The sequence below is a fragment of the Olsenella sp. oral taxon 807 genome, assembly GCF_001189515.2.
Taxonomy (GTDB): Bacteria; Actinomycetota; Coriobacteriia; order Coriobacteriales; family Atopobiaceae; genus Olsenella_F.
This window is the reverse complement of the sequence record NZ_CP012069.2, coordinates 1,507,639-1,532,761: the sequence shown is the minus strand read 5'-3', so window position 1 is coordinate 1,532,761 and position 25,123 is coordinate 1,507,639. Positions and strand designations below refer to the sequence as shown.

At 62.9% G+C, this 25,123-nt stretch carries 16 protein-coding genes and 1 tRNA gene; all 17 read left to right on the top strand.

What is annotated here, in order from left to right:
* The first annotated feature begins 31 nt into the window (after positions 1-31).
* The 17 genes from ADJ70_RS06545 (at position 32) to ADJ70_RS06465 (ending at position 24,985) form a co-directional block, all read left to right on the top strand.
* Positions 32-1,816 carry an AAA family ATPase gene (locus ADJ70_RS06545; RefSeq protein ID WP_050344435.1) on the top strand — a complete coding sequence of 595 codons (1,785 nt, stop codon included), beginning with the start codon at positions 32-34 and terminating at the stop codon, positions 1,814-1,816.
* Between the two features lie 485 nt (positions 1,817-2,301).
* Entirely contained in the window at positions 2,302-5,109 is a 2,808-nt protein-coding gene (gene ileS / locus ADJ70_RS06540) for an isoleucine--tRNA ligase (RefSeq protein WP_050344842.1), read from the top strand.
* A gap of 51 nt (positions 5,110-5,160) precedes the next feature.
* Positions 5,161-5,676, top strand: coding sequence for a signal peptidase II (gene lspA, locus ADJ70_RS06535; protein ID WP_050344434.1), 516 nt, complete (start codon positions 5,161-5,163; stop codon positions 5,674-5,676).
* 76 nt (positions 5,677-5,752) lie between these two features.
* Positions 5,753-6,778, top strand: a complete 1,026-nt coding sequence (locus ADJ70_RS06530) for an RluA family pseudouridine synthase (protein ID WP_050344433.1) — start codon at positions 5,753-5,755, stop codon at positions 6,776-6,778.
* 30 nt (positions 6,779-6,808) lie between these two features.
* A complete protein-coding gene (locus ADJ70_RS06525; protein WP_050344839.1) occupies positions 6,809-8,095 on the top strand; it encodes a glycosyltransferase family 2 protein in 1,287 nt (428 codons plus the stop codon).
* Between the two features lie 226 nt (positions 8,096-8,321).
* On the top strand, positions 8,322-9,839 hold the full coding sequence (locus tag ADJ70_RS06520) for an IMP dehydrogenase (protein ID WP_050344432.1): 1,518 nt from the start codon (positions 8,322-8,324) through the stop codon (positions 9,837-9,839).
* A gap of 904 nt (positions 9,840-10,743) precedes the next feature.
* On the top strand, positions 10,744-13,326 hold the full coding sequence (gene leuS / locus ADJ70_RS06515) for a leucine--tRNA ligase (RefSeq protein ID WP_050344431.1): 2,583 nt from the start codon (positions 10,744-10,746) through the stop codon (positions 13,324-13,326).
* 216 nt (positions 13,327-13,542) lie between these two features.
* Entirely contained in the window at positions 13,543-14,010 is a 468-nt protein-coding gene (rimP, locus tag ADJ70_RS06510) for a ribosome maturation factor RimP (protein ID WP_050344430.1), read from the top strand.
* Between the two features lie 33 nt (positions 14,011-14,043).
* Entirely contained in the window at positions 14,044-15,342 is a 1,299-nt protein-coding gene (nusA, locus tag ADJ70_RS06505; RefSeq protein ID WP_050344429.1) for a transcription termination factor NusA, read from the top strand.
* 19 nt (positions 15,343-15,361) lie between these two features.
* A complete protein-coding gene (infB, locus tag ADJ70_RS06500; protein WP_050344428.1) occupies positions 15,362-18,016 on the top strand; it encodes a translation initiation factor IF-2 in 2,655 nt (884 codons plus the stop codon).
* Between the two features lie 3 nt (positions 18,017-18,019).
* Positions 18,020-18,445 (top strand): 30S ribosome-binding factor RbfA, encoded by a 426-nt coding sequence (rbfA, locus tag ADJ70_RS06495; protein ID WP_050344427.1) that lies wholly within the window; start codon positions 18,020-18,022, stop codon positions 18,443-18,445.
* Between the two features lie 6 nt (positions 18,446-18,451).
* Entirely contained in the window at positions 18,452-19,489 is a 1,038-nt protein-coding gene (locus ADJ70_RS06490; protein ID WP_050344426.1) for a bifunctional oligoribonuclease/PAP phosphatase NrnA, read from the top strand.
* A complete protein-coding gene (truB, locus tag ADJ70_RS06485) occupies positions 19,489-20,445 on the top strand; it encodes a tRNA pseudouridine(55) synthase TruB (RefSeq protein ID WP_050344425.1) in 957 nt (318 codons plus the stop codon). The genes ADJ70_RS06490 and truB overlap by 1 nt, the downstream gene beginning before the upstream one ends.
* Positions 20,442-21,527 (top strand): riboflavin kinase, encoded by a 1,086-nt coding sequence (locus ADJ70_RS06480; RefSeq protein WP_157051425.1) that lies wholly within the window; start codon positions 20,442-20,444, stop codon positions 21,525-21,527. Before truB ends, ADJ70_RS06480 begins: the two co-directional genes overlap by 4 nt.
* On the top strand, positions 21,524-23,356 hold the full coding sequence (gene dnaG / locus ADJ70_RS06475; RefSeq protein ID WP_050344423.1) for a DNA primase: 1,833 nt from the start codon (positions 21,524-21,526) through the stop codon (positions 23,354-23,356). The genes ADJ70_RS06480 and dnaG overlap by 4 nt, the downstream gene beginning before the upstream one ends.
* A 51-nt stretch (positions 23,357-23,407) precedes the next feature.
* On the top strand, positions 23,408-24,781 hold the full coding sequence (gene rpoD, locus ADJ70_RS06470; RefSeq protein WP_050344422.1) for an RNA polymerase sigma factor RpoD: 1,374 nt from the start codon (positions 23,408-23,410) through the stop codon (positions 24,779-24,781).
* Positions 24,782-24,910: 129 nt separating this feature from the next.
* Positions 24,911-24,985 (top strand) — tRNA-Asn (locus ADJ70_RS06465).
* The last annotated feature ends 138 nt before the right edge of the window (positions 24,986-25,123 follow it).

Sequence of the window (25,123 nt, the reverse complement as noted above, 5' to 3'; positions counted from 1 at the left end):
ATGAGACGAGAGGACGTACGGGAAAGGTCTGATGCCAGTGCCACGCACGAGTTCCAAGATCGTCGATCGTACGGGCCGCCGCCTGCTTCCCATAGGCAGCGAGGACTTCACGGAGGTCGTGACCGAGCACGTGTACGTGGACAAGACGTCACTCATCTGTGATCTGCTCGATAGCTCCTACAAGGTGACGCTCCTCTGTCGTCCGCGTCGCTTCGGCAAGTCACTTGCTATGCGTATGCTGCAGTGCTTCTTCGAGACGCCGGTCGAGGGGGCAAAGCCGCCGATTCCCTCCCGTAAGGCTATCTTTGAGTCCCTGTCAATCTGGCGTGCGGGTGAGCGCTATCGCGCTCAGCAAGGAGGACACCCGGTCATCTTCCTGTCGCTTGGGTCGGCGGGCGGAAGGACCTGGGACATCTGTAGGGCGGGCATCATGGGTCAGATGTCTGACGAGTATGCCCGCCATGCCTATCTGCTCGACGGGAGCCTCCTTCCCGAGGAGGAGGTGCGATTTCGCCGCGTGATCGCAGGTACGCTGGCCCCTGGGGAGGCCGAGAGCTCCCTTTCTTGGCTCTCCCTGCTGCTTCTCAGGCACCATGGGTCAGGCACCGTCATCCTCATTGACGAGTACGACCATCCCGTGAGCGCGGGTCACCTCAGCGGCTATCGTGACGAGGTGATAGGCTTCATGCGCTCCTGGCTTACTGCGGCGCTCAAGGCGACGACGTCACTGTACCGTGCCTATCTCACGGGCGTTCAGCGTGTGGGTAGGGAGTCTGTCTTCTCGGGACTTAACAACGTAGTGGTGAACACTGCCATGGACACCAGGTTTACCGAGGGCTTTGGCTTCACACGTGAGGAGGCAGGAGCGCTTGCTCGCTACATGGGCCTTCCCCAGGGCAAGCTCTCTGAGATGCACGACTGGTACGATGGCTACTGCTTCGGTGGCACCGCAGTCTATAATCCCTGGAGCATCCTTAACTACCTTGACCAGGGAGGGGTGGCCCAGCCCTACTGGGGAAACACCAGTGACAACGCAATCGTCCATCGGCTGTTCCAGCAGGCGGACGCACGACTCGCTGATGACCTGCGCACCCTCGCCTCAGGCCGAAGGCTTGAGAGGCCGCTTAACCTTGCCACCGTGTTCTCGGAGCTCGATCTTTTGGGTGGTGGCGCGTCGCCGTCAGCACTCTGGAGCCAGCTGTACCTGGCAGGCTACGTGACAACCGATGACATCGCGTTTCCCAATGATGACATGATGCCACGTCGCCTGCGCCTGCCCAACCGCGAGGTCGCGTGGCTCTATCGCCGTGAGTTCACGGAACGCACCCAACGCGTCATCGGGGATCTTGACTTGCTTTTGCGGCTTAGGCAGGCGCTGGTATCGGGAGACGAGGCCGCACTCGCCCGGTCGCTCGATGAGCTGCTCACGAAGTCACCGAGCTACTTCGACCTCGTGAGCGAGAACAGCTACCACATGCTGCTCCTGGGACTTGTCTGCGATCTGCCAGGCTACAGGTTTCCGCTCTCGAACCGCGAGAGCGGGGACGGCAGGCCCGACATAGTCCTCATTCCCGAGCTCGAGCACCAGAACAGCCTCGCTGCCATAGTCATCGAGGTCAAGGACGCGCGCGGTACCCTCCCGGGTCCTGAGGGCCTCGCTACGGCCGAGGGGGGCCTTGACCTTCTGGCCAAAAGGGCACTGGCTCAGGCGCGGGGCAGACGCTACGGGGCCGACCTTCCCGGAAGGGGCCTTTTGTTTTGGGGCGTCGCTTTCAGAGGCAAGGTTGCGTCTTGCAAATGTCGGCGCATGTCGTAAGGCGCAGTCGCCTGGCCGCTGTGCCTTGCGGCAGATGGCCTTAGGTTGGCGCCCCAACTTCCAGCTCCAGCACTCCGCCTGCCCCGTCAGCGCCTTGCCTGCCCCAGACTCTGGCGAATCGGTAAACGCTCGCGATTTTTGCGCAGACGGTAGGCGGGGCGTGCTATGATGCGATCTTGAGGCTGTGATGGGGAGAGTACGTCGGGCAAGTCGTCCCACAGAGAGCGGGGAGGCTGAGAAACCGCGGGCGCGCACGGCGGAAGATCACCCCGGAGCTGCGGCCCCAAAGTGGGGAAGTTCGCCTTTGGGCGGGCCTTTCCATGAGTAGACGTCGCCGGAGTGGCCGCCGAGACAGGCCAGCCGAGTCATGGCGGTTGCGGCCGCTTGCTGGGTGGTCAAAGCGGAGTTCGACCTACGATGGCGCTTCGTCCCAGCAGAGAGGGACGGGCGCCTTTTTGGTGCCCATGGAGAAGGGACACGACAGGGTGGCAAACAGGTACAAGGACACGACGAACCTCCCCAAGACGGGGTTTCCCATGCGCGCTGGTCTCGCTCAAAACGAGCCTAAACGCCTCGCGAAGTGGGAGGAGGACCACGTCTACGAGCTGATGCTTGCCAAGAACGAGGGCCACGACAAGTTCGTGCTGCATGACGGCCCCCCCTACGCTAACGGCCCCATCCACCTGGGGCACGCGCAGAACAAGATCTCCAAGGACATCATCAACCGCTACTGGGCCATGTGCGGCTACCAGACGCCCTACGTACCGGGCTGGGACTGCCACGGGCAGCCCATCGAGCACAAGGTCGAAGAGACCCTCGGTAGCGATCGCTTCAACCAGCTCTCCACCGAGAAGATCCGCGCGCTGTGCCGCAAGCTCGCCGTCGAGCAGGTCGACACCCAGCGCCAGGGCTTCAAGCGCCTCGGCGTCCTTGGCGAGTGGGACAACCCCTACCTTACCTATACCAACGACTATGACGCCACCGACATAGAGATCTTCAAGGCCATCTTCGACAGGGGCGCCATCTACCGAGGCCGCAAGCCCGTCCACTGGTGCAGCCACTGCCACACCGCCCTGGCCGAGGCCGAGATCGAGTACTCCGACGAGGTCTCGCCGGCCATCTTCGTGCGCTTCGAAATGACGACGGTGCCTGCGGGACTGGAGGCCTACGAGGGCAGGCTCTGGGTGGACATCTGGACGACGACGCCCTGGACGCTTCCGGCCGATGACGCCGTCATCCTGCATCCCGAGGCCGACTACGTGGCGGTCGTCGTGGACGGCCGCGCCGAGATCATGGCAGAGGCCCTCGTCGAGCGCTGCTGCGCGAGGTTTGGCTATACGGGCTGGGAGCTTGCCAGGCAGGAGGATGGCGACGTCTGGCGCCGCACGGGTAAGGACCTCGCCCGCAACAGGTATAAGCAGCCCATCTTTGCCGACCAGGGCGAGGAGGGCGAGTTCATCTATGCCGACTACGTCACGCTTGACGACGGCACGGGCATCGTCCACACGGCCCCGGGCCACGGCGTCGATGACTACCTCGCTGCCATGAACTTCGACATCCCCGTGGTCATGCCCGTGGACGACGACGGCCGCTTCTATAGGGGTGACAGCCTGGGTACCGGCGGCCCCTGGGGTGGCATGGGCGTGGTCGAGGCCAACCCTAGGATCATCGAGTGGCTCCGCGAGCGCAACACGCTCATCCTGCACGAGGACATCACGCACTCCTACCCGCACTGCTGGAGGTGCAAGAATCCCGTCATCTTTCGCGCCACGAGCCAGTGGTTCGTCTCGATGGACGAGACCGGCCTTCGCGAGCAGGCGCTTGATGCCCTTGGGAAGGTGGCCTTCTTTCCCGCGCACGCCGTGAGGCGCATTGGCTCGATGGTCGAGGGCAGGCCGGACTGGTGCATCTCGCGCCAACGCAACTGGGGCGTGCCCATCCCGGCCTTCACCTGCGAGGACTGCGGTGAGACCGTCATGAGCGACAAGACCCTGGACAGGGTGATCGAGCTCTTCAAGGCAAAGGGCTCCGACGCGTGGTTCACCGATGAACCGCAGAGCTACCTGGGTGATGCCTGTGTCTGTCCCGCCTGCGGCGGGAGCCACCTGAGGGCGAACAGGGACATCCTCGACGTGTGGTGGGACTCGGGCGTCTCGCACACCGCCGTCTGCAGGCACCGTGGTTACCTTGGCTTTCCCGCCGACATGTACCTCGAGGGCTCAGACCAGCACCGCGGCTGGTTCATGAGCTCGCTCATGACCTCCGTGGGCGCCTACGGCGTCGCACCCTACCGGTCGGTGGTCTCGCAGGGGTTCACCCTCGACGGCCAGGGTCGCAAGATGTCCAAGTCGCTCGGCAACGTCATTGACCCCAACAGGGAGTGCGAGACTAGGGGTGCCGATATCCTGCGCCTGTGGGTAGCCTCGGTCGACACCTCAAGCGACGTTCCCTGCGACGACGAGATCCTCTCCCACGTGGGTGATGCCTACCGCAAGATAAGAAACACCTTCCGCTTCCTTCTCGGGGAGCTGGATGGCCAGTTTGACCTCAAGAGAGACGGCGTCTCCACAGCCGAGCTTCTGCCCTATGACAGGCTGGCGCTCGCCCGCATGTGCCAGGTGCACGACGAGGTCTCGGTGGCCTACGAGGGGTACCGCTTCAACGCCGTCTACCGCACGCTCTACGACTACATCATCACTGAGCTCTCCAACGACTACCTGAACGCCACCAAGGACCGTACCTACTGCGACGCCAGGGACGGCTTTGGGAGAAGGAGTGCCCAGACCGTCTGGTCCCACATCCTCTCGATGCTCGTCCGTGACCTCCAGCCCATCTTGGCATATACGACCGACGAGGTCATGGGCTACCTGCCCGAGTCGCTTAAGGACGGGCAGGCCTATGCGGCTTTGCTCGACTGGTTCGAGGCGCCGATGTCGGAAGGCGAGTGGGAGAAGTTGCTGCCAAGCTACCAGGCGCTCGTGGCCGCCCGCTCGGCCTTCACCAAGGCCTACGACGCTGCACTCGAGTCGGGCGTCGTGACGGAGAAGACCACCCAGGCCACCAGGGCCAAGCTCACGCTTCCCGCCGAGGCGTACGCCCTGCTCACGGGTGAGGGCGCACCCGATCTGGCGGAGGCCTTCGTCTGCTCTGAGGTCTGCGTCTGCGAAGGGGACGAGCTGGCCTGCGAGGTGCTTCCCGCGAGCGGCGAGAAGTGCTTGCGCTGCTGGAACTGGCGCGAACTTGGTGAGGACGACCTCTGCGAGAGGTGCCACGACGTCATCGAGGGGCTCTAGCGCCACGACGCTCGTCATTCACGATCGCTGTCCGGGAAGGGGTGGGGGAGCATGGGATACGGTCCGGCGTCCGCGCGAGGCCTCAGGTACACCGTCTTCTGGCTCGTTGCCGTCATCGTGGTCATAGTCGACCAAGCGACGAAGGCGGCGGTACGCATGCTCGTCTCTGCGGGCGGCGTCTCGACCCTCATACCGGGCATCCTCAACCTCACGCGCGTGCAGAACACGGGCGCGGCCTTCGGCGTAGGCAAGGGAGGTTCCGCCTTTTTCGTCGCCTTCGCCGTGGTGGCCATCATCGTGTGCTGCACCATCGTCTGGCGAAGCGAGTTTCCCGTCCTGCTTGCCATACCCTTCGGCTTCATCGCGGGTGGTGGCGTGGGCAACATGATAGACAGGCTGTCGGCAGGGTCGGTCACGGACTTTCTGTCCCTCGGCTTCGTGAGCTTCCCGGTCTTCAATGTGGCGGACGTCTGCGTGACGATAGGCGTGATTGTCGGCTTTATCGGCTGGGCCGTGTGGGACGCCAGGCGTGAGCGCAGGGAGGGTGGCGACACCGAGGCGGCGTGAGGCAGAATGTGCTCTGAGTTGGCATGTGACATGAGCTGTCTCCTGCCTTGTCAGACTATTTGTGGGGAGAACATGCATGACACATAGGGCCATTGTAGCCCTCGTGGGTCCCGACTCCGACGGCATGAGGCTCGACGCCTTCCTCGCCGCCCAGGACGGTGCTCCCTCTCGCTCGGCCTGCGCCAAGCTCATCGAGGGGGGCGCGGTCAGCATCAACGGCACCCCAGGTAGCTCCAAGGCTGAGCGCGTCGTGCTCGGCGACCGCATCCAGGCGCTGTTGCCCGTCGAGGAGGAGCCGGGGCCGCTTTCTCCCAACTTCTCCATCCCGCTCGACGTGCGTCTTGAGGACGAGTGGCTCATCGTGCTCTCCAAGCAGGCCGGGCTCGTCTGTCACCCGAGTCCCGGGCACACACACGACACGCTCGCGAACGCCCTTGTGGCCCACTGCGGCTACGGGCATCTGGGCCACCTTCAGGGCGATGACCGTCCGGGCATCGTACACCGTCTTGACATGGACACGTCGGGCCTCATGGTCGCTGCCAAGGACGATGAGACCCAGCGCGCCCTTCAGGATCTCATTCGTCTGCGGGCACTCGACAGGCGCTACGTCACGCTCGTCCAGGGCTACGTCGCCCCTAACGAGGGGACCGTCACCACGGGCATCGCCCGCTCCACACGTGACCGCCTGCGCATGGCCGTGAGCGATGATCCTGCGGCCCGGGAGGCCATTACCAGCTTTAGGACGCTCGAGCGCTTTGAGGCGGACGCGCGCGACGACGGCTACAGCCTGCTCGAGTGCCACCTCTACACCGGTCGTACACACCAGATCCGCGTCCACATGCGCCACATCGGCCACCAGGTGGTGGGAGATGCACTCTACGGTCATGGTGACATGAGGCGAAACCTCGGCCTTTCTCGGCAGTTTCTGCATTCTTGGCATATCGCCTTCGAGCATCCGGTGACGGGGGAGCACATCACGTGTGCTGACGGGCTTCCCGCAGACCTTCTCGCTATACTAGAGGGGCTAGGTAAACGATCGATGGGACGCACCGAGGCGGGCAGGGACGTCTGTCCCAGGCTTCTTGAGGGTGTCCGGTCGTGATGCAGACAAGGGAGGGTGCTGTTCGTGGACATGCTCAAGGCCGGCCTGACGCCGATCGTCATCTTCAACGGAGTCCTGTGGCTCTTCTTCACCTTCGCATATTTCTATCAGTTTGCCTACATCATTCGCGTCATCATGCACGGTGACGTCAAGCTGCCCAAGGCCAAGAAGAACCATAGCTACGCCTTCGTGATCGCCGCTCACAACGAGGAGCCCGTCATCGCCAACCTTGTGAGGTCCATTCTCACACAGGACTACGATGGCCTCATTGACTGCTTCGTCGTGGCTGATGCCTGCACCGATGCGACGGCAAAGGAGGCTAAGGGGGCGGGGGCCATCACCTGGGAGCGCAACGACCTCGCTCGTAAGGGCAAGAGCTGGGTGCTTGACTACGCCTTCGACCGCATCCTCAACGAGTATGGAGACAAGTACGAAGCCTTCTTCATCATGGACGCTGACAACATCATCTCACCTAACTACGTCGCCACCATGAACCAGGCCTTTGACGCGGGCTACCTCGTCTGCACGAGCTACCGCAACTCCAAGAACTTCGACTCGAGCTGGATCAGCTCCGCGTACGCGACCTGGTTTCTGCGTGAGGCAAAGTTCTTGAACAACGCAAGGATGATGCTGGGGACGAGCTGTGCCATCTCGGGCTCGGGCTGGCTCGTCTCGGCGGGCATCGTCCGCGGCATGCACGGCTGGCGCTTCCACACCTTGACCGAGGACATTCAGTTCTCGACCTTCTGCTGCGCCCACGGCATCCGCATCGGCTATGCCCCGGCGGAGTTCTTCGACGAGCAGCCGCTCACCTTCAAGGCGTCCTGGATACAGCGCATGCGTTGGACTAAGGGGTTCTACCAGGTGTTCTTCTCATACAACGGCAACCTTATCCACGGCATTCGCTCGGGGCAGTTCGCCTCCTACGACATGCTGATGACGATTGCCCCTGGCATGATCCTGACGCTGCTCTCCGCCTTCGTGAACGCGACCTACCTCATCATCGGGTCGCTCAGTCATGGCTTCATCGCGACCAACGCCGAGCTTGCCATGTGCGTCGGTTCGCTCATCATGACCTTCGTGTCGATGTACATCGTCTTCTTCGTCCTTGCCATCATCACCACCGTAAGCGAGCGTAAGCACATCCACGCCAAGAGGAAGTGGCGCATCCTCACCAACCTCTTCACCTTCCCGATCTTCATGATGACCTACATCCCCATCACGGTTGTGGCCCTCTTCAAGCGGGTCGAGTGGGTGCCCACCAAGCACGATATCGCTGTGAGCTTCGACGACGTCATGGGTGAGGGTGCCAAGTGAGGCTAGGTGTATGGATATGGATGGCTTGAGGGCCGCTTGAGGTGAGCGCCCCGTGGTATCGATCATGCCGATTCTTGCTGTCGCGTGTCGCTGTTGAGGGCGAGTCGCGTCTCTCACCCAACGTACACACTGACGCGCGGCAGCGTGCCGTCCCTTTGCATCGATGCTACAATCGCGTGCAATCTGCTTGCATGCGTGCGCATATGACAATGGAAAGGGAGACGCCATGGCTGTTTTCTTCGCGGGAGAGTCCCACACCTTCTCTGAGTATCTGTTGGTTCCTGGCTACTCCTCGTGCGAAAACGTTCCTGCCAATGTCTCGTTGGAGACTCCGCTCGTAAGGTTCAATCGCGGAGAGAAGCCCTCCATCTCGATGCATATCCCGTTGGTCTCTGCCATCATGCAGGCTGTCTCTGGTCCCCGTTTGGCTATAGCGCTTGCGCAGGAGGGTGGCGTCTCCTTCATCTATGGCTCGCAGGCGCCCGAGGACGAGGCGTCTATGGTGCGTGAGGTCAAGACCTACAAGGCGGGCTTCGTAGTCTCGGACTCTACGCTCACGCCGAACATGACACTGCGAGACGTGCTCGCACTGAGCGAGCGCACGGGTCACACCACGATGCCCGTCACGGCGGACGGCAGGCCCAACGGAAGGTTCTGCGGCATCGTGACGAGCCGCGATTATCGCGTCTCGCGCGACGACAGGGACAAGCGCGTGTCGGAGTTCATGACGCCTGCCAGCAAGTGTATCACCACCAACATCCGCAGCTCGCTTCGAACCTGCAACGACATAATCTGGGATAACAAGCTCAACTCTCTCCCCGTGGTGGATGATAACGGCAACCTTGCCTCGCTTGTCTTTCGCAAGGACTATGACTCTCACAAGGCCCGCCCCGATGAGCTCGTGGACAAGCACAAGCGCTACGTCGTGGGCGCTGGCATCAACACGCGCGACTACGTCGAGCGCGTACCCAAGCTCGTGCAGGCCGGAGCCGACGTGCTCTGCATCGACTCGTCCGAGGGCTTCTCGGAGTGGCAGAAGCTCACGCTCGATTGGGTACATGAGCACTATGACGGCAGCGTGAAGGTGGGTGCGGGCAACGTCGTGGACGCGGAGGGCTTTCGCTACCTGGCCGACTGCGGGGCCGACTTCGTGAAGGTGGGTATCGGCGGCGGTTCGATCTGCATCACGCGCGAGCAGAAGGGCATCGGTCGTGGCCAGGCGTCGGCGCTCATTGACGTGTGCCGCGCCCGAGACGAGTACTTCGAGGAGACGGGCGTCTACGTGCCGGTGTGCTCCGACGGCGGCATCGTCTACGACTATCACATGACGCTTGCGCTCGCTATGGGCGCAGACTTCCTGATGCTGGGACGCTACTTCGCGCGCTTCGACGAGTCGCCGACCCGTCGTCTCAATACGAACGGCTCATACGTCAAGGAGTACTGGGGCGAGGGATCGGCACGCGCCCGCAACTGGACTCGCTACGATCTGGGTGGTGAGAAGAAGGCCCTCTCCTTTGTAGAGGGTGTGGACTCCTACGTACCCTACGCGGGTCCGCTCAAGGATAACGTGGAGAGTTCGCTTACCAAGGTGCGCTCCGCAATGTGCAACTGTGGTGCGCTCGACCTCTACGAGCTTCGCAGGAAGGCCAAGATAACGCTGGTCTCGTCCACGTCGCTCGTCGAGGGCGGCGCACATGACGTTATCCTGAAGGACTCCGACTCAAACGTGAACTTCAGGTCGTAGGGCTTGGGGTACTGGGGTACGGTGAGCGGGGAGTCGCGTGGTTGCGTGTCCGTGTCGATGCAGTGTGCGTGACCGCTCGCATGTAGGGTGCGCCTTTTGGTGAGGCGCGTACGCAGAGTGCGCTTTTCCGTGAGAGGGCACACGCAGAGTGCGCTTTTCCGTGAGATCCGACGTACAGAGTGCGCTTTTCCGTGACCCGCTGGTTGCAGAATGCGCTTTTCCGTGAGATCCGACGTACAGAGTGCACTTTTCCGTGAGGGGCCACACGCAGAATGCGCTTTTCCATGACCCCGGCCTCCCAGAGTGCGCTTTTCCGTGAGGCGGCGCCACGTTTGCCCAGGTGAGGAAAAGCGCAGTTTACGGAAAAGCGCACTCTGGCCCCGGACACTCACGCAAAGGCGCATTCTGTGGCCGCGTCGTGACGGAAAAGCGCATTCTGAACCCCACGCGGTCCCACCGTGACGTAAAGACGCAGTCTGCGTGACCGCTCGCATGCAGAGTGCGCTTTTCCGTGAGATCCGACGTACAGAGTGCGCTTTTCCGTGACCCCGGCCTCCCAGAATGCGTCTTTCCGTGAGGGGCCACAAGCGGAATGCGCTTTTCCGTGAGGTGGCGCCACGTTTGCCCAGGTGAGAAAAAGCGCACTTTACGGAAAAGCGCATTCTGGCCCCAGACACTCACGTAAAGACGCATTCTGTGGCCGCGTCGTGACGGAAAAGCGCAGTCTGGGCATCCACGCGGTCCCACCGTGACGGAAAGGCGCAGTCTGCGTGACCGCTCGCAGGCAGAGTGCGCCTTTTGGTGAGGCGCACTCTGGCCCCGGACATTCACATCAAGGCGCCACCCATCCCAAGACCTGCTAGAATCATACAGTCATTAGACGCGTGCAAGGAGGAGCTTCTCTATGAGCGAGAACGAGGCAGAGGCCAAGGCGGAGGCGGGCACATTTCCCGCCTATGACGCGGAGGACATAGAGGCCAAGTGGCAGCGGGCCTGGGAGGAGGAGGGTCTCTACAGGACCGACGAGGATCCCACAAAGCCCAAGAAGTATGTGCTCGAGATGTTCCCGTATCCCTCGGGTGACCTGCACATGGGTCACGCCCGCAACTACACCATCGGCGATGCGATGGCGAGGCATGCCCGCATGAGAGGCTACGACGTCCTGCATCCCATGGGCTTCGACGCCTTTGGTCTTCCGGCGGAGAACGCTGCCATCAAGCACCACACGCAGGCGGCCGAATGGACGTACAAGAACATCGACAACGCCGTGAGGACCATGCGACGCATGGGCTTCTCGTACGACTATGACCGCATGTTCAACACCTGTGACCCCGAGTACTATCGCTGGGGTCAGTGGATGTTCATAAAGATGTGGGAGAGGGGCTTGGCCTATCGGGCGACCTCTCCGGTCAACTGGTGCCCCACCTGCAAGACGGTGCTCGCAAACGAGCAGGTCGTGGAGGGAAGGTGCTGGAGGTGCGGCAGCGTTCCCGAGAAGCGCAAGCTCTCGCAGTGGTACCTCAAGATCACCGACTACGCGCAGGAGCTCCTAGACGATCTTGACAAGCTCACTGGCTGGCCCGAGAACGTCCGTGCACAGCAGCGCAACTGGATAGGTCGCTCCGAGGGTGCCGAGATAGACTTCAGGCTTGCCGCCGAGGATGGCGTGACACCCACCGACCGCACGATCACCTGCTTCACCACGCGCGCCGACACGATCTTCGGCGTCTCGTTCATGCTGCTCCCGCCCGAGAGCGAGCTGGCGGCTGAGCTCATAGCGGGCAGTGAGCACGAGGCTGCCTTCAGGAGTCTCAAGGTTGCGGCCGAGAAGGTGTCAAGTGTGGAGCGCCAAGGGACCGATCGCGAGAAGCACGGTGTGCCCACCGGACGCTATGTGATCAATCCCATCAACGGTCGCCCCGTGCCCATCTGGGTCGCCGACTACGTGCTCATGGACTACGGTACCGGTGCGGTCATGGGCGTCCCTTGCGGCGACCAGCGCGACTTCGAGTTCGCCAAGAAGTACGGTCTGGAGATCGCGCCCATCATCTGCGAGAAGGGTGACGCCCTCTATGAGCGGCTCAAGGACGAGCGCGAGCTTGTCGTTCGCGACGTCGACTGGGAGCAGGCCATGGTTGCCGAGGGCTACCTCGTGCAGTCCGGTGAGTTCACGGGCCTCAAGGGAGGCAAGCACTCGGAGGCTGTCGCGGCCATCACCAGCTGGCTCGAGGCCCACGGCTGTGGTCGCGAGAAGGTGCAGTTCCGCCTGCGCGACTGGCTCATCAGCCGCCAGCGCTACTGGGGAAATCCCATCCCCATGATACACTGCGATCGCTGTGGAGACGTGCCCGTGCCCTATGAGGACCTACCGGTCAGGCTTCCTGAGGACCTCGATCTGGGGGCGGGGGACACGCTCGCCGAGTACGCGTCCTTCTACGAGACGACCTGTCCTGCGTGTGGGGGTCCCGCCCGCCGCATCACCGACACGATGGACACCTTCACTTGTTCCAGTTGGTACTACCTGCGCTACTGCGATCCCCACAACGATGGGACGCCCTTCTCCAGGGGCTCTGTGGATCGCTGGATGCCCGTGGACAACTACATCGGTGGCATCGAGCACGCCATCTTGCACCTGCTCTACTCGCGCTTTTGGACCAAGGTCCTGCGTGACATGGGCATGATAGGCATCGACGAGCCGTTCGAGAACCTGCTCTGCCAGGGCATGGTCAAGGACGGGCACGGCGAGACCATGTCCAAGTCAAAGGGCAACGTGGTGCCGCCCTCAAGCGTCATCGAGCCCTACGGTGCCGACACGATGCGCCTCGCCATCCTCTTCATCGCACCTCCCGAGAAGGACTTTAACTGGGACGAGGAGGCAGTCGCTGGCGCCAATCGCTTCATCAAGCGTGCGTGGCGCGTCGTGTGGGAGCTCTCCCTCACGGGAAGCGACCAGGTGTCCCAGGGCCTGGACGTGAGCGCGCTCGACGTCCGCTCGAAGGAGCTCAACCGGACCCTGCACGAGCTTGGTCTGCGCTGCACGGCAGACTTTGACCGCAGGCAGTTCAACACCGCGATCTCTGCCTGCATGGAGCTCACGAACGCGGCGAGCAAGTACCTAGTCGAGGTCCCCGCGACCGAGCGCTCCGCAGCACTCTGCCAGCGCGTGGCCCACGACCTGGTCTGCATGCTCGCCCCCATCTGCCCGCACTGGGCCGAGGAGCTCTTCCACGAGGCACTGGGCCGTACGGGCTCGGCCTATAACGAGCCGTGGCCCGTCTTTGACGCAGAGCTCGCCAAGAGCGACACGATAGAGATCGTCGTCCAGATCAAGGGCAAGAACCGCGCGCGCATCGACGTGCCCGCCGACTCGACCAAAGAGCAGCTCGAGGCCGCTGCTCGCACGGCTGTGGCCGCCCAGCTCGAGGGCAAGGACGTGAGGAAGGTCATCGTCGTCCCCGGCCGTCTGGTGAACATCGTCGCGCAGTGAGGGGCGCGCATCGTGCGTGCTAACAGCGCTCGGTGCGTCCCGGCGCCCCTGTGTACGAGTCGTTCTGGCTTGACGTGCGCGGTACGCGTGCTATAGTGTGCAGTGCTGATTGGTCGTAGTTGCGTGAGGAAGTGGGGTGGAGTTCTCGCCCCGCTTCCTTTCTGTATGAACGGAAAAGGGCGTTCGGTGGGTTTCGGACGCGGGAGGGGAGGGGCGATGGCTTCGCCAGGACTCGTCGGTCGGCTGCTTGCCATCCTCGAGCCGCTCGCGGCCGAGCGTGGCATTGACATCGTGGATCTTGAGGTCGTGGGCTCTGGCAAGGCGCCATGCGTCCGCGTCCGCATAGACCATGTTGATGAGGCTGCGCCGACCATTACGCTCGACGAGGTGGCCGAGCAGACAAGATGGATCTCCGCCGCCCTTGACAAGGCAGATCCCATTGAGGGCGCCTTCACGTTGGAGGTCTCCTCACCGGGACTTGACAGGCCGTTGCGTCGTCAGCGCGACTTCGTGCGCTTTGCGGGCAATCGTGTCACGCTCAAAACCGTCTCGGGGGACAGGAGTCGCTACACTGGGCTGCTCAGGGGATGGCAGGACGGTCGTGTCGTCATCGAGTGCGATGGCGAGCAATTCTCGTTTGCCCCGGACGAGATAGCGTCAGCCAAGATAAAGCCAACGTTCTAGGACAGCCGAGCCTCATCGGAAAGGATTGCTAACATGGTCGCATCAGACATGATGAACGCGCTGATGGCGCTCTGTGAGGAGAAGCACATCGATCAGGGGGAGCTCATTCGCAACCTCGAGCAATCGCTTGCCGAGAGTTACGAGAAGGTGCTGCACCTTCCCTTTGGCGCCAAGGTCACTATCGATCGCGAGACGGGCAGTGTCTACGTCTACGAGCTCATCCCAGATGATGACTCCATGATCTTAGAGGGTGAGCACGAGGGCGAGTACGCCCACTTCACCGAGAAGAACGTTACTCCCGCAGGTGCGAGCCGCTTTGCCGCCCAGCATGCCAAGAGCGTCATCAACGAGATGGTCAGAAACTCCAGCCGCAGGCAGATCTACGACGAGTTCAAGGATCGCATCGGTGAGCTCATCACGGGCAGCGTCCTCCAGACGACGCCGGAGTTCGCCTTCATAAAGATTCGCGAGGGCGTCGAGGCGGAGCTGCCATACTTCGACCTGAACCGCCATCCGGACGAGCGAAACGAGCGCCCCGCAGGCGAGCGCTACGGTCACAACGAGCAGATCCGCGCGATCATCATCGACGTGCGCGATCCCGACTCCAGGCAGGTACCCATCAAGGGAGAGCGCCAGCGGCCCACGATCGTTCTGTCGCGCACTCACCCCAACCTCATCCGTAGGCTCTTTGAGCTTGAGGTTCCCGAGGTCTACGATCACGTCGTCGAGGTCCGCTCCGTCGCTCGCGACCCAGGCGTTCGCTCCAAGGTGGCCGTCTCGTCCATCGACGACAGGCTCGACCCGGTGGGTGCCTGCGTCGGCCCCAAGGGAAGCCGTGTGCGTACCGTGGTCTCCGAGCTCAAGGGTGAGCGCGTCGACGTGGTGCTGTGGAGCGACGATCCCGCCACCTGCGTCGCCAACGCCCTCTCCCCTGCCCACGTGAGTCGTGTGGTCGTTGATCCCGAGACCAAGTATGCGACCGTCATCGTCCCAGACAACCAGCTGACGCTCGCCATCGGCAAGAAGGGACAGAACGCCCGCCTCGCCGCTCGTCTGACCGGCATGCACATAGACATCAAGAACGAGTCACTCGCCGATGACATCCTCGGTGACCTGCGTACCGACCTCGATCTTATCGACGGGAGCGAGGAGCGTCGCTGTCAGTACGTGGGCCCGACCGGCATTCAGTGTCGCAACATAGCCCGTCCAGGATCCCTCTATTGCGGCATCCACGAGAACTACCACGGAGTCGAGGACCAAGATCCCGAGGACCAGGATCCTGTGGCCCAAGACGCGCGGAGCGACGACGCCTACGGCTCCGCAGAGATATAGGCACGAGGAAGGTTGGCCCATGGCAAAGACGAGAGTCCATGACCTCGCCAAGGAATTTGGCATAACGAGCAAGGAGATGCTCGAGCACCTGAGCGACATGAAGATACCGGCGAAGTCGGCCTCCTCGTCGCTCGAGGAGGCCTACGTCTCCATCATACGCAAGAAGCTCAAGCCCATCATCGAGGCGCATGCCGCCGAGGTCGAGGCCCAGCGGCTCGCCGCCGAGGAGGCAAAGGCCGCCGAGGAGGCAAAGGCCGCCGAGGAGGCTGAGAAGAAGCGCATCGAGGTGGAGCAGCGCCGCGAGCGGGAGCGCCTCGAGGAGGAGCGGCGCCGTGCGGCCGCCGAGGAAGCCCGCAGGAAGGAAGAGGAGCGGCACGCTGAGGAGGAGCGCAAGCGCAAGGAGAAGGAGGAGAGGGAGCGCGTGCATGACACGGCTCCGAGGACGACCACTTCCTACACGGGTCTGCTCGACCAGATCGCCGAGCAGGAGAAGATCCTCCAGCAGAAGTCCCAGGACACGGCGAAGAAGAAAGACGAGCAGCGCTCCAGGCGCAGGGAGGCTCCCTCAAAGGAGGGCTCTTCTGGCAGCTACCGCTCTTCACGCCCCGGACCAAGGACGAGCTATGCGGACGTTCCGGCAGAGGGTCCCTCTTCCGACTCGGAGGGACGCGGACACGGCAAGGGCCGGAAGTCCTCGCGGCACGGACAGAGCGAGGACCGCTACAGCCGCATGGCTCGTGAGGCGGAGGAGTATACGCATACACGTGCGAGTCACGTCTTCGAGGAGGCTCGCGAGGCCATTGAGGAGGCGCACCAGTCCACGGGCAGACGCAGGAAGCGCAAGGAGCGTCTCAAGCAACAGCAGGCGGAGGCTGCCGAGGAGGAGCGCGTCCAAGAAGCCCTCAAGAACGACCAGGACCTCTCGCAGCTCGACACCGTGAGGGTACCCCAGGGTTCGACTGTCGCCGACCTCGCCAAGCTTTTGGGCGTGCCCACCAATGACATCATCAAGCGACTGTTCCTCGTGGGGACCTCGCTCACCGTCACCGAGTCCATGTCCGATGACCTCATCGAGCTCATTGCGGATGACCTCGGCGTGGACGTAAAGATCATGACGAAGGAGGAGGAGAACTCCTTCACGTTCTACGACGCCCCCGAGGACCTGAAGCCCAGGCCGCCCGTCGTCACCGTTATGGGTCACGTCGACCACGGCAAGACGTCGCTTTTGGACGCCATCCGGCACACGGGCGTCGCCGAGGGCGAGGCGGGCGGCATCACCCAGGCCATCGGAGCCTCCCAGGTCAAGATCAACGATCGCCTCATCACCTTCATTGACACCCCCGGTCACGAGACCTTCACGGCCATGCGCGCCCGTGGCGCCAAGGTGACCGACATCGTCATCCTGATCGTGGCCGCAGACGATGGCGTCATGCCCCAGACGATCGAGTCCATAAACCACGCCAAGGCGGCGGACGTTCCCATCATCGTGGCTGTCAACAAGATAGATAAGCCCGGTGCGGACCCCACCCGCGTGCGCCAGGAGCTCACCGAGTACGGCATCATCCCCGAGGAGTGGGGCGGGCAGAACATGTTCGTCGACATATCCGCCAAGAAGCACCAGGGCATCGACGAGCTGCTCGAGGCTGTGCTGCTCGAGGCCGACGTGCTTGAGCTCAAGGCCAATCCCGATACCTTCGCATCCGGAAACGTCCTCGAGGCGAGGCTCGACCGGGGACGCGGCTCGGTGGCGACTCTGCTCGTGAGTCGCGGCACCCTGCATGTGGGTGATGCCGTCGTCGCCGGGATGTGTTACGGCAAGGTTCGCGCGATGGTGGACTCGCACGGTGCGAACGTCACCTCAGCTGGTCCCTCAGATGCCGTCGAGATGATCAACCTCTCGAGCGTCCCCATGGCTGGCGACGAGTTTCGCGTCTTTGCGGACGAGCGTGAGGCTCGCGCCCTCGCAGATGAGCGAGCGCTCAAGGCTCGCATCGAGGAGCAGAACAAGGTCAAGCACGTCACGCTCGAGAACCTCTTCACGACCATGGAGAATGCCGAGGTCAAGGAGCTCAACCTTATTATCAAGGCTGACGTGCAGGGTTCTATCGAGGCACTTCAGGACGCGCTCGACAAGATGGACCAGAGCGAGGTGCGCGTCAACACGATTCACTCTGCCGTCGGGGCCATCAGCGAGACCGACGTCATCCTCGCCGACGCCTCGAATGCCATCATCATTGGCTTCGGCGTCCGCCCCGAGGCCAAGGCACGCGCCGCCGCCGAGCGACAGGGTGTCGAGATCCGCAGCTACAGCGTCATCTACAAGGCCATCGAGGACATCGACGCCGCCCGCATCGGCATGCTCAGGCCCACCGAGGAGGAGCACCAGACGGCCTCGATCGAGGTTCGCAACACCTTCAAGGTTCCCAAGGTCGGCATCGCCGCAGGCTGCATGGTGCAGGAGGGCGAAGTCGCACGTGACAACCTCTGTAGGCTCGTTCGTGACGGCATCGTGGTCTGGGAGGGCAGGATCGCCTCGCTCAGGCGCTACAAGGAGGACGTCAGGAGCGTCAAGGCCGGTTTCGAGTGCGGCGTCGGCCTCGACGGTTTTCAGGATATCCATGTCGGCGACATCATCGAGGCGTACCGCATCGACGAGGTCGCCCGTACGGAGTAGAACATGAAGCAGAACCAGTACTCTCACCGCAACAACGAGATAGCCCGCGAGAAGCTCGCCAACATATTGCTCTTCGAACTATCCGACCCCGACCTCACGCTCGTGACGCTCACGGGTGTGGAGGTCTCGGTGGATAGGTCCGTCATGCGAGCGTACGTGAGCTGCGAGCGGGATCGCTATGAGACGGTCTCGGCGGCGCTCGAGAGGGCCAAGGGACGTATCAGGAGCCTCCTCGGGCATGCCCTTGGCTGGCGGGTCACGCCAGAGCTCAGCTTCCAGATAGACACAAGCGCTGATGAGGCAGAGAGGATCCAGGTCGCCCTCGAGAACGTCCCCTCGACTCTTGCGGTCGAGAAGGACGAGGAGGGCTACCCCATAGCACCGCCTTCACGAGCTGAGGGCGGCCAGAAAGAGGAAAAAGAGAGGTAGCTTCCTATGGGACTTCAAGTCATTCCCGAGCAGGAAGTCGCCTTCGGGCAGATCACGTCGGTCATCGAGGCAAGCCAGCAGATCGCCATCTGCGCACACACCTCGCCGGATGGGGATGCCATCGGGTCGGGCCTGGCCCTTGGGATGATCATCGAGACCGCGTGGCCGCACAAGCAGGTGACGAACCTCCTCGCAGATGACGCTCCGGTGCCGCGCATATACAACTTTCTGCCAGGGGCATCAAAGATGGTTCCCGCGAGTCGGTATGCGGGCTCTCCCGATCTCTTCATCAGCGTTGACCTCTCGGTTGACGCCCGTCTCAACAAGGCCCTCCCCGTGCTCGGCCGCTCACGAAGGCATGTCATCATCGACCACCACCCCTGCGAGACGCACACGGGTGAGGCCTTCGTAATCAGGCCGCAGGCCGCAGCGGTGGGGGTGATCGTGACAGAATATGCGCTGCACCTGGGGGTGAGGCTCACACGCCCCATTGCCCAGTGCCTCTTCTGCGCCATCGTGACGGACACCGGTCGCTTCCAGTACCAGAACGCAGACCCGGAGTCCTTCCAGGCGGCCTCACTCCTCGTTGATGCAGGGGCCTCCCCCGCAGAGGTCTCGCTGAACGTCTACCAGAGCTTTAGCTTGGCCTATCTGCACCTCGAGTCTGCCGTCATGAGCAGGGTCACGACCTTTGCCGGTGGCAAGATCGCCTACAGTTATGCGACGATCGAGGACCTCAGACGCACCGGCGCAAGCCTCGATGAGTGCGACGGACTCATCGATGAGGTGAGGAGCGTTCGTGGCAGCGAGATCGCACTCTTCCTCAAGGAGGTCCCTGGCAGAAAGGTGAGGGGCAATCTGAGATCAAAGACCAACTGGGACGTCTCGAAGGTTGCCAGCGAGCTTGGCGGTGGCGGGCATGCCGCCGCAGCTGGCTTCACAGTGGAGGGCGATCTCGACGAGGTGCTTGCAACGGTCCTCCCCAAGCTGCGTGACCTCGTGGACGTGCCTGACTGGCGTGATGCCACGGGGAGCCTGGTATAGTGCGCAGGGGTCCCAGTACGCTGAACTGCGTCATCGGCGTGGACAAGCCGGCGGGCATGACCAGCCATGATGTGGTGGGCCGCCTGCGGCACGTCTTGGGTGAGCGACGTATTGGCCATGCGGGGACGCTCGACCCCGCCGCGACCGGAGTGCTCGTGATCGGCATCGGGCAGGGTACGCGCCTTCTAGGTCTGCTGGGCGCTGACGGCAAGTCTTACGATGCGCTCATACGCTTTGGGAGCGAGACGACTACCGACGATGCCGAGGGAGACGTGGTCAGGACGGCCGAGGTCCCGAGCGAGTTGGGCCAAGAGACCTTTGCGCGCTCGCTCCTCTCGTCTTTCGAGGGCAGGCTCATGCAGGTGCCCCCCGCCTACTCGGCTGTCTTTGTTGATGGGCGCAGGGCATACGACATCGCCCGATCGGGAGGCGAGGTCAGGCTCGAGCCCCGTCCCGTGACGGTGCGCTCGGCGCGACTTATCGCCATCGAGCCTTTCGAGGAAAGTGGTGCTGCGCCGCAGGGGGGCGCCCTGTGCTGGCGCTGTCACTTCGACGTCTCGAAGGGGACCTATATACGGAGCCTCGCCCGCGACATCGGCCGCAGGGCCCACTCGGCAGCACAGCTCGCGGGACTCAGGCGGACCTCGTCGGGTAGGGTGACGCTTGCGGACTGCCTCACGCTCGAGGTGCTCGAGCGTGAGGGGCGCGTTGCCGTCGAGGGACGCCTCCTCGATCCCACGCACCTCCTCGGAGCGCCCATCTATGCGCTTTCGGACGAGAGGGCGACAGAGGCGGCGGCGGGGCGCCGCATCAAGGCGCCCGAGTACGTCTCGGAGGGCAAGCGTGTCTGCCTCATTCACAAGGGAGGGCTTGTGGGCGTCTGGCGGAGGGTTGGTTCGACGCTTTGCTGCGACGTGAACTTTCCCCAGGCGATAGAGGGTGTGAGGCCACGTTGAGCGAAGAGGTGAGGGGAGGGTTTTTGACCCTGCCGATGGGCGGTCGGGAGCTTTCGAGCGTCGTGCGAGAGTCGCTCTTCATGAGCCGTGAGAAGAGCGTCGTGAGGGATCGTCCCGTCCAGGGTGGACACGTGTGGGAGCGCGAGGGGGTCACGCTCTCGCCTCTCGTGGGAGCGAGCGTCTGCATAGGGTCCTTTGATGGCTTTCATGTGGGTCATCGCATGCTCGTGCAGGAGACGATGGGGGACGCGAGGAAGCGGGGGATCGCATCTGTCGCCCTTACCTTCGACCCTCTTCCCGCCGAGCTGCTTCATCTTTGTGGGGCCTCAGGTCGACACAGGCTGCTCTCGCGTGAGGAGCGCGTGCGGGCCCTGCTGTTTGCGGGACTCGACGCGGTCATGGTCCTCGACTTCGACAGGGCGCTTGCCGACATGGGCTACGAGGACTTCCTTGCGCGCGCACTGCCCTCGCTCATGGCGCCTCGCTCCATCCACGTGGGATCCGACTTTCGTCTCGGGAGGGGCGGTGCCGGCACCGTCGAGCGCCTCTCGAGGCTGGGTAGGCGTCTCCACATCGAGGTGTACGGCCACGAGCTGGTCTGCGACGGGCATGGCAACGTCTCATCGACGCGCGTGAGAGGGCTTTTGCATGAGGGGGACGTCGGCGAGGCAGCTCGTCTCTTAGATAGGCTCCACTTCGTCTCCGGCAGCGTTCTGCACGGCAGGGGTGAGGGGAAAGATCTTGGCTTCCCCACCGCCAACGTCCGCGTGGACCCCTCGCGCTGCATGCCTGCCGAGGGCGTCTACGGGGGTCTGGTGGCGAGCGGGGGCCTCGCATGGCCCGCCGCGATCAACGTCGGTGCGCCCCCGACCTTCTCTGGCTCCGACCCTAGCTTCCTCGAGGCCAATCTCGTCGGGTTCGACGGTGACCTCTATGGCGCGGACGTGAGCGTCCTTTTCGCCTCCTGGCTCCGTGCGTCGAGACGCTTCGACTCTATCGAGGAGCTCGAGCGAGCCGTGCGCGCCAACATCGACTGGGTACGCGCCAAGCTGGGGGATAGGGGTGTGGAGGTGACGGCGTGATCACGGACGAGGACAAGGAGAAGGTCCGCCAAGCGACTGATCTCCTCCAGCTCGTTAGCGAGACGGTCGAGCTCAGGCAGCGTGGCCATGACTTCTGGGGCTGCTGCCCCTTCCACCACGAGAAGAGCCCGTCGTTTCACGTCATACCTTCTTCGGGCCTCTGGAAGTGCTTCGGCTGCGGTGCCGGTGGCGACGTCTTCGCCTACGTGATGAGGCGCGAGAGCCTCGACTTCGCCGACTCCGTCCGCTACCTTGCGGATAGGGCGGGGATCGAACTTACGGAGGAGGGGAGTGCCCGTCGTGGGCCGAGGCGAAACCGCCTCGTCGAGTGCGTCTCTGCGGCACGGGACTACTACTCTCTCACCCTTATGCGAGACAGGGGGGAGGGGCCGGGCGCCGCCCGTCGTTACCTGGCGGGGCGCGGCTTCGGCTCTGCCGTCTGCCGGCGCTGGCACCTGGGCTTTGCCCCGGGACGCGGCAGGCTCGTCTCTCACCTGCGTAACAAGGGCTTCAGCGATGAGGAGATCCTTGCGGCAGATCTCGCCCTCGGGGGCAGGGGAGGCCTTCGGGACCGCTTCTTTGACCGTGCGATGTTTCCCATCGATGACGAGCAGGGTCGCCCCATCGGCTTTGGCGGGCGCGTGCTCACCGACGCCAAGCCCAAGTACCTCAACACCAAGGATACGGCCATCTTTCGCAAGGGTAAGCATCTCTTTGCCTTCGATCGTGCCAAGAACGCCATGGTGAGCGAGGACAGCGCCATTGTCTGCGAGGGCTATACGGATGTCATCTCGATGCACGAGGCGGGCATCGAGAACTCCGTTGCCGCCCTCGGCACGGCCCTCACGCTCGACCATGTCAAGATGATAGGACGCTTTGCGAGGCGGCGCATCATCTGCATGTTCGACGGCGACGAGGCGGGGCAGCGCGCCGCCGAGCGAACCGTCCAGTTCATGGACAAGACCCCGCTTGAGATTCTTTGCGTCGTCCTTCCCAAGGGCCAGGATCCCGCCGAGTTCTTGGCGTCGAGTGGCGCTGACGCGCTCAGGCGCGAGCTCGATGCGGCGCGCCCGCTCATGGCCTTCGTGTTCGAGAAGCACCTGGCCCTTTTTGACCTCACCGTCCCAGGACAGCGTATCGCCGCGTTGGATGACCTCTCGAGGCTGCTCGTTCCCCTGAAAGACTCGATTCTCCTTGATGGTTTTGCGACCCAGGTCGCCGGTCTTGTGGGCACGAGTGTGGACGAGGTGATGAGGCGCATCAGGCGCGAGGCCGAGAGGGCCGAGGCCCGCTCGGAGGCGGCTTCTGAACCGCAGCCGTCCCCCAGCGTGGCTGCGACTGCGACTGTGGCAACCCAGGTGCAGCTCTCCGACGAGGAGCGCCGCCAGCTTCTGATTGAGCGCGAGCTTATCTCACTCATGGCCACGAGCATCGAGCCGATCCGGTCCCAAGGCGATCGCATAGTGACGTTTTCCTGGGTTGACCCGCGCGATGAGGCCATGGCATGGGCCATGCTCGCCACCGTCTCTGGCACCCCTCCCCAGGGTGTCGTGAGCGCTGCTCAGGGCGTGGTCCCCGAGGCCGCAGAGATCCTCGCCTCAGGTACCCTCGACGCTACCTCGGACATGCCCGCTGCGTCCAAGATCGATTTCCTCGTTGACATGATGGACCTTTGGACATCGAGGCTGCGGGTCAGGGGCATCAAGGCACGGCTCAGCGCGGGGGTAACTGGTCCTGCGAGCGAGGGCGAGAGGGCCCTTTTCGAAGAGGCGACCGAGGTTCAGCGACACATCAACGAACTGGTGGGCAGGCTTCCCAAGCGTGTGTAAGCGAACAGAAAATGGGTACCATCTCAACGTTATGTCGTCGAAAGGAAATTTGTGGCCATAGTCAAGCCTTCTAGCGAGGAGTTCCTCTCACATGAGCTGCGTGACGTTGTGGACAAGCTCGTGTCCCAGGCATCACAGAGCAACCAGAAGATCACGGAGGATGACATCCAACTTGCCATCGCCGAGATCGACGTCGATGATGAGGAGCTTTCGGACCTTTATGATGCGGTGCGTCTCAAGGGCGTCGAGATCGACAGTGCGGGCGAACCGGAGAGGTTCACGGTCTCCATCGGTGATGCCGATGAGCTCGACGATGGAAGTGATCTCGACGAGGACGAGGTGGAGCTCGAGGACGAGAGCGAGGAGGATGACCCATCCCTGAGCGAGGCCCGCGAGGAGGCCAAGGCGGCAAACGAGGTATTGCGCTCCACGCCCAAGAACAAGACGCGCAAGCGCTCGAGCCGTGCCCGCTCTCACCGCACGGACAGCTCTACCGTCATGCTCACGGGCGATCCCGTCCGCATGTACCTCAAGGAGATCGGAAAGGTTGACCTACTGACCGCCTCCGAGGAGGTCCACCTTGCGATGAAGATCGAGGCGGGCTGCCAGGCGACCGTACAGTTGGAGGCCGCAGAGACGGGCGAGATCGAGCTCAACCGTGCCCAGCAGAGGCGCCTCATGCGCATCGAGCAGGTCGGTTTGGAGGCAAAGCAGGCCCTCATCAGCGCGAACCTTCGACTTACGGTGTCGATAGCCAAACGCTATGTGGGGCGCGGCATGCTCTTTCTCGACCTCATACAGGAGGGCAACCTCGGCCTTATCCGTGCGGTCGAGAAGTTCGACTACACGAAGGGCTTCAAGTTCTCTACCTACGCGACCTGGTGGATCCGTCAGGCTATCACGCGCGCGATCGCCGACCAGGCACGCACCATCCGCATACCCGTCCACATGGTCGAGACCATCAACAAGCTCGTGCGCGTGCAGCGTCAGCTGCTCCAAGACCTTGGCCGCGATCCGACCTTCGAGGAGATCGGTGATGAGATGGGCATTTCCGCCGACCGTGTGCGCGAGATCCAGAAGATTAGCCAGGAGCCTGTCTCGCTGGAGACCCCCATCGGAGAGGAGGAGGACTCCCAGCTCGGGGACTTCATCGAGGACTCCATGGCGGTCGCTCCCCCCGAGGCGGCCAGTGACTCCATGCTGCGTGAGCAGCTTGACCAGGTGCTGGATGGTCTCGCTGATCGCGAGCGTAAGGTCATCAAGTTTCGTTTTGGCCTCGAGGACGGCCATCCTCGCACGCTCGAGGAGGTTGGGCGTGAGTTTGGCGTCACTCGTGAGCGTATACGCCAGATAGAGAGCAAGACCCTCGCCAAGCTTCGACACCCGTCACGCTCCTCTCGCCTCAAGGATTTCATGGAGGAGTAGGGGCTCATGGCCTGCTACGGGCATCGCAGGTGGATGTGTGCAGCTCTTTTGTAGGGAGCGGAAGAATGTCCTTGCATCCTGTCTGAGTTTTGGTATAGTAAATGGCCGTGCACAGGAGCATGACAGCATTCCCCGGTGGCGCAGTGGTAGCGCAGCTGACTGTTAATCAGCGTGTCGCAGGTTCGAATCCTGCCCGGGGAGCCAGGCATTTGAAGGGCTACGGACGAGTTCCGTAGCCTTTTTCTATCTGCCTGCCACTCGCTGGCATCGAGTGGCAGCGTGATCGCGCACCCGGTGACATCGAGTGGCACTAAGACTGGAAGATGCGCAAATAAAATGAGG